General features: G+C 40.1%; 8 protein-coding genes and 5 tRNA genes. 2 read left to right on the forward strand and 11 right to left on the reverse strand.

Going from position 1 to position 7,481, the window contains the following annotated elements; genetic code table 11:
• Positions 1-227: helix-turn-helix domain-containing protein (locus FC36_RS11370; protein ID WP_156409595.1), on the reverse strand; the 227-nt coding region annotated here is incomplete at its 3' end.
• 67 nt (positions 228-294) lie between these two features.
• Here FC36_RS11370 and FC36_RS11375 point away from each other — a divergent pair.
• Positions 295-480 carry a hypothetical protein gene (locus tag FC36_RS11375; RefSeq protein WP_056986999.1) on the forward strand — a complete coding sequence of 62 codons (186 nt, stop codon included), beginning with the start codon at positions 295-297 and terminating at the stop codon, positions 478-480.
• 11 nt (positions 481-491) lie between these two features.
• On the opposite strand, the gene FC36_RS11380 is transcribed toward FC36_RS11375, so the two are convergent.
• From FC36_RS11380 to nrdD, 4 genes are all read right to left on the reverse strand, one after another.
• Positions 492-1,250, reverse strand: a complete 759-nt coding sequence (locus FC36_RS11380) for an adaptor protein MecA (protein WP_082614621.1) — start codon at positions 1,248-1,250, stop codon at positions 492-494.
• 183 nt (positions 1,251-1,433) lie between these two features.
• The gene (spxA, locus tag FC36_RS11385) at positions 1,434-1,832 is read right to left on the reverse strand and encodes a transcriptional regulator SpxA (RefSeq protein WP_023859677.1); all 399 of its coding nucleotides are present in this window, start codon (positions 1,830-1,832) and stop codon (positions 1,434-1,436) included.
• Positions 1,833-1,957: 125 nt separating this feature from the next.
• Positions 1,958-2,626, reverse strand: coding sequence for an anaerobic ribonucleoside-triphosphate reductase activating protein (gene nrdG / locus FC36_RS12055; protein WP_023859676.1), 669 nt, complete (start codon positions 2,624-2,626; stop codon positions 1,958-1,960).
• A gap of 3 nt (positions 2,627-2,629) precedes the next feature.
• Entirely contained in the window at positions 2,630-4,780 is a 2,151-nt protein-coding gene (nrdD, locus tag FC36_RS11395; protein ID WP_156409596.1) for an anaerobic ribonucleoside-triphosphate reductase, read from the reverse strand.
• Positions 4,781-4,983: 203 nt separating this feature from the next.
• Between nrdD and FC36_RS11400 the strand changes: the two genes are divergently transcribed.
• The gene (locus tag FC36_RS11400) at positions 4,984-5,535 is read left to right on the forward strand and encodes a TIGR01440 family protein (protein ID WP_023859674.1); all 552 of its coding nucleotides are present in this window, start codon (positions 4,984-4,986) and stop codon (positions 5,533-5,535) included.
• 49 nt (positions 5,536-5,584) lie between these two features.
• Here the strand turns inward: FC36_RS11400 and FC36_RS11405 are convergent, their stop codons facing one another.
• From FC36_RS11405 to FC36_RS11430, 6 genes are all read right to left on the reverse strand, one after another.
• Positions 5,585-6,796, reverse strand: a complete 1,212-nt coding sequence (locus FC36_RS11405; RefSeq protein ID WP_023859673.1) for an MFS transporter — start codon at positions 6,794-6,796, stop codon at positions 5,585-5,587.
• 94 nt (positions 6,797-6,890) lie between these two features.
• Positions 6,891-6,975 (reverse strand) — tRNA-Leu (locus FC36_RS11410).
• Positions 6,976-6,980: 5 nt separating this feature from the next.
• Positions 6,981-7,052 (reverse strand) — tRNA-Gln (locus FC36_RS11415).
• Between the two features lie 96 nt (positions 7,053-7,148).
• A tRNA-His gene (locus FC36_RS11420) sits at positions 7,149-7,221 on the reverse strand.
• A 14-nt stretch (positions 7,222-7,235) separates the two neighbouring features.
• Positions 7,236-7,318 (reverse strand) — tRNA-Tyr (locus tag FC36_RS11425).
• A gap of 5 nt (positions 7,319-7,323) precedes the next feature.
• A tRNA-Phe gene (locus FC36_RS11430) sits at positions 7,324-7,396 on the reverse strand.
• Positions 7,397-7,481 lie beyond the last annotated feature (85 nt).

Below are 7,481 nucleotides of genomic sequence, written 5' to 3' on the forward strand. Positions count from 1 at the left end.
TCTTTAGGATTTTTCCGTTTTTCTAACTCCTTAATACGGTCAATAACGGTATCAATTGGTAGCTTTACTTTCTTTAATTGGTATAACTCCTTATCAATCGCAATTAACTTATTATAAACTGTTCTGGCGACATCAGAATTACGTTTAATGATGGTTTTTTGTTGAGAAGATGGATAAATTCTAACTTTTAATCCATAGTGATAACTAAGTTGAGCCATTGTTTTCATTGATTTTCACCTCCTTTAGTACAGTTATATTATAACAAAATATACTCAATTACACAAGGGAAGTGCTGTGGCAGAAAACAAAAAAAGGATAAATATCTATATGAAAGTTGAACTTAATGATAGCTTGAAAATACAAACAGTCAAGGAACATTCATCTGTTTCAGAGATATTATCTAAATTAGCTAAAGAATATTTAGAAAAAAACAAAATAGCTCTTACGAGCTATCGAGTGGAGCTTATATCCCCCCACTAAAGTAGGGGGATTTACGCTCCTTTTTCATTAAAATAATGTTGCGCGATTTCTAAAGCCGCATGTTCCATAATTTGCTTACCATGTTCTTGAACATAAAGTGGACTTTGATCAACGCGCCGACCATATTCATAGGCCACCGCCATTAAATCGTTAATTTGTTCTTCACTGATGGAGTCTGGGTAGAAAGTCAACTTCAAGTAGTACTTGTCATGCAAAAAGTACAAGTCACTAGTAATCTCGTCACCTTCTAGGACATTAACTAAGTTTAGGAAGTCTTCGAAGTCATCTAATTCTACCAGGTAAGACTTTTCTTCATCTACTAGACTTGTCATGCGCCCCTTAGAGTTCATGGTTTCATTATTAACCTTTTCTTGATCCTGACTAGCTTTTTCGAAGGCATCTCCCAATTGTTGCTTCAAGAAGTCAGTCAGATTGTCATCTTCATCAAAATTCGTCATATCCACGTGGTGGACTTTCTTACCTTGCTTTTCTAATTCGGCTAAAGGATTGAAAGGTTCGCTTTCCCCACTTGGATCTACCTTGGAAATAAACAATTCCAAACCGTTGCGATTTGGCATCATTTGGAAAGTTACGGCTTCATTATCACGGAACTCGTGGTCCACATCAACTTCATCTAAAATTGAATAAAAGAAGCTTTCGATTTCTTTTTGGTTACCTAAAAGATCGAGGACTGTAATTCCTCTTTCAACGAGGTCTTCGTTTTCCAAGAGAACTTTGATGGTATTATCATTAATTTTCTTCATTTCCATCTTAATGCACCTCTTCTTACACTTTTTAAAAGTTTCATTCATTACTATATCAGAAAATAAAGAAAAAGGCCACCAGATAGCCCGGTAACCTTGAATTTTTTTATCACTTGACATTCAATTTTCAAAATAAAAATCAATCCCCGCATTCCTCCTGGAATACTTAGATTGATTTTTAATACTTTTTTAGTTACCAGAAGCAGCTAAAACTTTTTGGAGTTCTAAAACACGAACTTCACGTGGTAAGAAACGCCGAATTTCATCTTCGTTGTAGCCAACCTGAAGACGCTTTTCATCCATAATGATAGGACGTCGTAAAATACCTGGATTGGCTTGAATTACTGCGAATAATTCCTTCATTGGCATTTCGTCAATATCCACATTAAGCTTTTGGTATGCCTTGGAACGCTTAGAAATAATTTCTTCGGTTCCATCTTCGGTCATTTGTAAGATTTGTTTAATTTCATTAATTGATAAAGGTTCTGAAAAAATATTTCTTTCCTTGTATTCAATATTGTTTTCTTCTAGCCAAGCACGAGCCTTACGACAAGAAGTACAACTTGGTGAAGTAAATAGTGTAACCATAGTAATCGCTCCTTTACAGTTGTAAAACACTAGCGACAAATTATATTTTCTACAATTAATTATACACCGAGCTAAATGCTTTTAACAAGCCTTTCTCGATAAAAAATTTTAAATTTTACCTTAAGCTACCGCTCAAGTTTATCCCAAATGACTACTTCACCTTGATTTAAGGAGCGAGGTACATCAATAATTCTTTGATTAGATGATCCCCGAAATTGCAAGGTTAAATCCATGAGCGGTTCCATAAAGCGCCCATCAACCAGAATATCTAGGTAAGACAAGAGCTCTAATTTATCCGACGAATCTTGTAGAAGCTCATCCCAGTCATAACCAGTCCAAGACCAAATATCTTTGCTGTGACCAAATTCTTGACGGATACGCTTGACTAGACGTAAGCAGACCTGGGTATTTAAGAATGGTTCGCCACCTAAAAGAGTTAGTCCTTGAACATAGGGCTGGGCTAAATCAGCGATGATTTGATCTTCGAGTTCTTGGGTATAGGGCCTACCATAATTGAAGTTTTGGGCAGCCTTGTTATAACAACCGGGACAAGCAAAGAGGCACCCACTCACATAAAGACTACAACGAACCCCTTCACCGTCGACAAAGTTAAAAGGTTTGTAATCGGCGATTTTTTCCTGACTGTAATCCTGGGCCAACCATTCCATTGGTTTGGGATTTTTAGGTTCACGGATTTTGCGACGTTTAGGACGTTTAGCCTGAACTTTCCCCGCCAGATCATTGGTATCCACAAATCGGGTATCTCCACCAACACTAATGCGTATCTCAGCCATCAACTACATCCCCTCGCCGATATTTTTAGCCCGGGAAGAAATTTCCACGTGGCGCCCGTGAACCATGGGTCTTTGTAGTGGGTTACCTAAGTAGCCACATGTCCGCTTGACACAATCACATAATTTAGGATCATGATTACCACAATCTGGACATTCAAAACCACGTGCAGTAGCTTTAAATTCTCCTTCAAAACCACACTTAAAGCAGTGGTCAATCGGTGTATTAGTTCCCAAATAACCTACTTTATCATAGGCCCAGTCCCAAACAGCTTCTAAAGCCTTAGGATTTTGACGTAAGTTCGGGTATTCACAGTAATGAATGAAACCACCGGCTGCATATTTAGGGTAATCCATTTCAAAGCTTAACTTTTCAAATGGCGTTGGGTGTTTACGCACATCATAGTGGAAACTATTGGTGTAGTATTCTTTATCAGTAATGTCTTTGACCTTGCCAAAACGCTTAAGATCTAATTGGCAGAAGCGGTCAGTTAAAGATTCACTTGGCGTTGAGTAAACACTATAGTGGTAACCAGATTCCTTTTCCCAATCTTGACAGTAATCGTGCAATTGCTTAACGATTTCTAGGGTAAAATCGTGGGCCGCTTGATTTCCTTCCCAGTTAGGACCAAAGAAGACGGTACCAACTTCATAAAGACCAATGTAACCTAAAGAAACCGTTGCCCGTTCACCTTTAAAGAGCTCATCGACACTATCTTGGGGCTTGAGTCGCTTACCAAAGGCCCCGTATTGGTAAAGGATAGGAGCATTTTCTGGTAGGGCCTGCTTACAACGTTCTACCTTAAATTCAAGGGCTTCATGAGCAATCGCAACTTTTTCATGAAAAATTTCCCAAAAAAGGTTCATATCACCTTGAGATTCCAAAGCAATTCTTGGTAAATTCAGGGTAACAACCCCTAGGTTCATTCGACCAGAGTTAACCTCTTGGCCTTGTTCATCATGCCAACCTTGCAAGAAAGAACGACAACCCATAGGGGCCTTGAAAGAACCCGTCAACTCCACGATTTTATCATACATCAAAACATCCGGGTACATTCTTTTAGTGGCACATTCGACCGCTAATTCCTTAATATCATAATTAGGATCAGCAGGACTATAATTTACACCCTTCTTGATGGCAAAAGTCAACTTAGGGAAGATAGCCGTGCGCTTTTCTTTACCCAGCCCCTCAATCCGGATTTGCAAGATAGCTTTTTGAATTTCGCGAGCAATCCAGGACGTTCCGAGCCCAAAACCTAAGGTAGTAAAAGGTGTTTGGCCCTGAGACGAAAATAAGGTGTTGATTTCATATTCCAAGGCTTGCATAGCATCGTAGATATCTTTTTTAGTCCGCTTTTGTGCAAATTCGATTTGTTTATCTGAATCTTCAATATATTCCTTGGCTTCCACGAGGTGCTTTTGATAGTTCTTATAGGCGAAAGGTTCTAAAACTTCATCTACTCGGTCGGCTGAACAGCCACCATATTGACTGGAAGCTACATTGGCAATAATCTGTGCCATTTGAGCGGTAGCAGTTTGAATGGAATGAGGGCTCTCTACTTCAGCATTTCCAATTTTAAAGCCATTGGTCAACATTTCCTTAAAATCAATCAAACAGCAGTTGGTCATAGGACTCCAAGGTGTGTAATCTAAATCGTGATAGTGAATATCCCCACGTAAGTGAGCCTTAGCTACGTGCTCTGGCATTAAACGTAACCCCAGGGTCTTTCCAACCGTACCAGCGGTTAAGTCTCTTTGGGTGTTGAAAACACGACTATCTTTATTAGCATTTTCGTGAACTAAAGTCGGATCTGCAGCTTGCAGACGAGCTAAACGTTTGGCCGGATTAGTTTCATCTTCCCATGACTTTTGCGCAGCTTGCTTATAGTCGCGGTAAGCTTGAGCTTCTTTCGTGTAGCCATAATCGACTAAGGTTTGCACAAAAATTCGGGCAATTTCTGCTGTAGTTACAGTTGGTGTTAATTGCGCCACCATGGTGGGAATTAAGCTCGCTGTTTGCGTAGCTAACCCTAATTTAGCTAGTACCGCCTTTAATTTATAAACGTGAAATTGTGTATGACTACCATCGGCACGTGTTACTTGTACTTTTAATTTTTGTTTCTTAGAAGATAAAGTTTCTACCTTCATCACACTCATCCTCTCTATATGTAGTATAATAATGCTAATCAATATCATGTCTTGTGACTTTCAATTCATGTTTAATTCTAGCGTGTTTTATAAAAAAACACAATATATAGTTTCATGTATAATTGATTGCACAAAATATTGTGTTATTGTTAAATAGGTATTCGAAGTAAATTTTATAAAGTTATACCAAAAATAGAATATGAGGTGCAAATATGGAAGTAGAAATTGAAAAGTTAGTTGCTACTGGTTTGGAAGAATTATTGGCCCAAGCCGACCTACAAGCTGGAGATATTTTTGTCCTGGGTTGCAGTAGTAGCGAAGTTTTAGGACATCAAATTGGTAAGCATTCAAGTTTAGAAATTGGCCGTATCATTGTGAAAACAATTTATAATCGCCTGCAAAAAGACGGCGTAACTTTAGCAGTCCAAGGTTGCGAACACTTAAATCGGGCTCTAGTAATCCCTAAGCAAGCCGCCCTAGACCATAATTTAGAAATTGTCTCGGTTTACCCTTCCCTTCATGCTGGTGGAGCTGCGCAAGTCGCGGCTTTTGAACTTTTTGACCATCCTGTGGAAGTAGAACATTTAGTCGCACAAGCTGGGATGGATATCGGTGATACCTTTATCGGAATGCATGTCAAGCATGTCCAGATTCCCGTGCGAACTTCGGTCAAGGAAATTGGCAAAGCCCATGTAACCTATGTCCGCAGTCGGCCAAAATTAATCGGTGGTCCACGGGCAAAATATTCCTGGAATCCGTATTAAGTCCAAAAAGGTGAAAGTTACGCAACTTTCACCTTTTATAGTTATTGGTTTATGCAATTTTCTTATGCGCCAACATAATTAAAGCCAGGTTGATAGCTAATAATAATGAAGTAAAGAGGAAAACTCCTTCATAATCAAAAACACTAGAAACAGCCGAACCTATCAGAGGCCCAACCACTCCACCAGCGGCTTGAAAGGACTGATTGTAAGAAAAAATTCGACCAAAAACTTGCTTATCAACTTGGGTGGTGAGGACTGTTTGCACGGCCGGCAAAAGTGCCGCACTTGACAACCCAATTAAGAATCGGAAAAGAGTTAAAAGCCAAACATCACGAATAAAGAACATCGGTAAAAACATAACAACTTGGTATGTCATACCACACATTAAAACTTTTGTCGGTCCACTGGCATCCATTTTTTTTCCCAGATAACGGGCAGCTAATAAGGTTCCAAATCCTGGTGCCGCTGCCACCACCCCACTGACAAAGGAAACATTGCCGTGGTTGTGCATCAATTCCTTAACTAAGAGTGAGATAATTGGAGAAATTGACATCAAAGAAGCTTGGACAATTAAGGTCGTTGTAAACATTAAGAAAATTAAACTCTTGTTAGGTAAACTAACTAAGACTTCCTTGGCTGGTTTCATCTTTTCCTTAGTAATAGGGATAAAATGTTCTCTAGTCAGTATAGCAGTTAAAATAAAGGCCAAGGCCATTAAGGCCCCCGTCACAAAGAAAGGCAGACGATAACCACCTAAACCAGCAATCGCTCCCCCAAATAAAGGACCGAGTAAGTTTCCCGTAACATTAGCTGTCATCATGGTCGATAAGACCGTACCAGAACGTCTTTTAGGTGTTTCACCAGCAATAAAGGCAGCCGCGTTATTGATATATCCAGAAAAGGCTCCTTGTAAAAAACGCAAAGCAATAATGGACCATACTCCTTGAGCTAAACCGGTTGCCGTAATGGTTAAAGCCATCACTCCAGAAGCTCGTAAACACATAAGCTTTCGTCCTTTTTGGTCAGCTAAACTCCCCCATAATGGCGACATAATTGCTTGGGAAAGATAGGTGGCTGAAAATGCTAACCCAGAATAAAAATTAAGTTGCGTTTGGGAATATGTACCTAAAGATTCCATAAATAAGGGCATAAAAGGCATGGTCATTGAAAAGCCTAGTCCCGTAATAAAACAACCTAGCCACAAAGCCCCAAAGGTTTGCCGCCAACCTTTGGGAAAATCAGCATCTAATTTCGTAAACATTAAACTTCCTCACTTCTTAATTTTTTAAACAAGTCTAGTTTACAACTTTTTAATCCACAAAAAAAGCCTGATTTCTCAGACTTTTTCTTTATACTACCGGCGATCGGGGTCGAACCGATACGTCCTCAACGGACACTGGATTTTGAGTCCAGCGCGTCTGCCAATTCCGCCACGCCGGCATTAACTGGGGTAGCTGGATTCGAACCAGCGCATGACGGTACCAAAAACCGTTGCCTTACCGCTTGGCTATACCCCAATCGCATCAACTACATACCAGATAGTTGGAATTAAACCAACCTAAATGGAGTCAAAGTCCATTGCCTAAACACTCGGCCATACCTGGTATGAAAAAGGCGGTAGGTGAGAATCGAACTCACGCATGCTGGATCCACAAACCAGTGTGTTAACCACTTCACCACTACCGCCATCAAAGCTTAAATGGGGGGGAGAGGATTCGAACCTCCGAACCCGAAGGAATGGATTTACAGTCCACCGCGTTTAGCCAGACTTCGCTACCCCCCCATAAATGGCGCGGGACGGAATCGAACCGCCGACACATGGAGCTTCAATCCATTGCTCTACCGACTGAGCTACCGAGCCATCATATATGGTTGACATATATTTATTAAAAGCGGGTGACGAGAATCGAACTCGCGACAACAGCTTGGAAGGCTGTGGTTTTACC

The sequence above is a fragment of the Ligilactobacillus equi DSM 15833 = JCM 10991 genome, from assembly GCF_001435735.1.
In the GTDB taxonomy this organism is placed as follows: domain Bacteria; phylum Bacillota; class Bacilli; order Lactobacillales; family Lactobacillaceae; genus Ligilactobacillus; species Ligilactobacillus equi.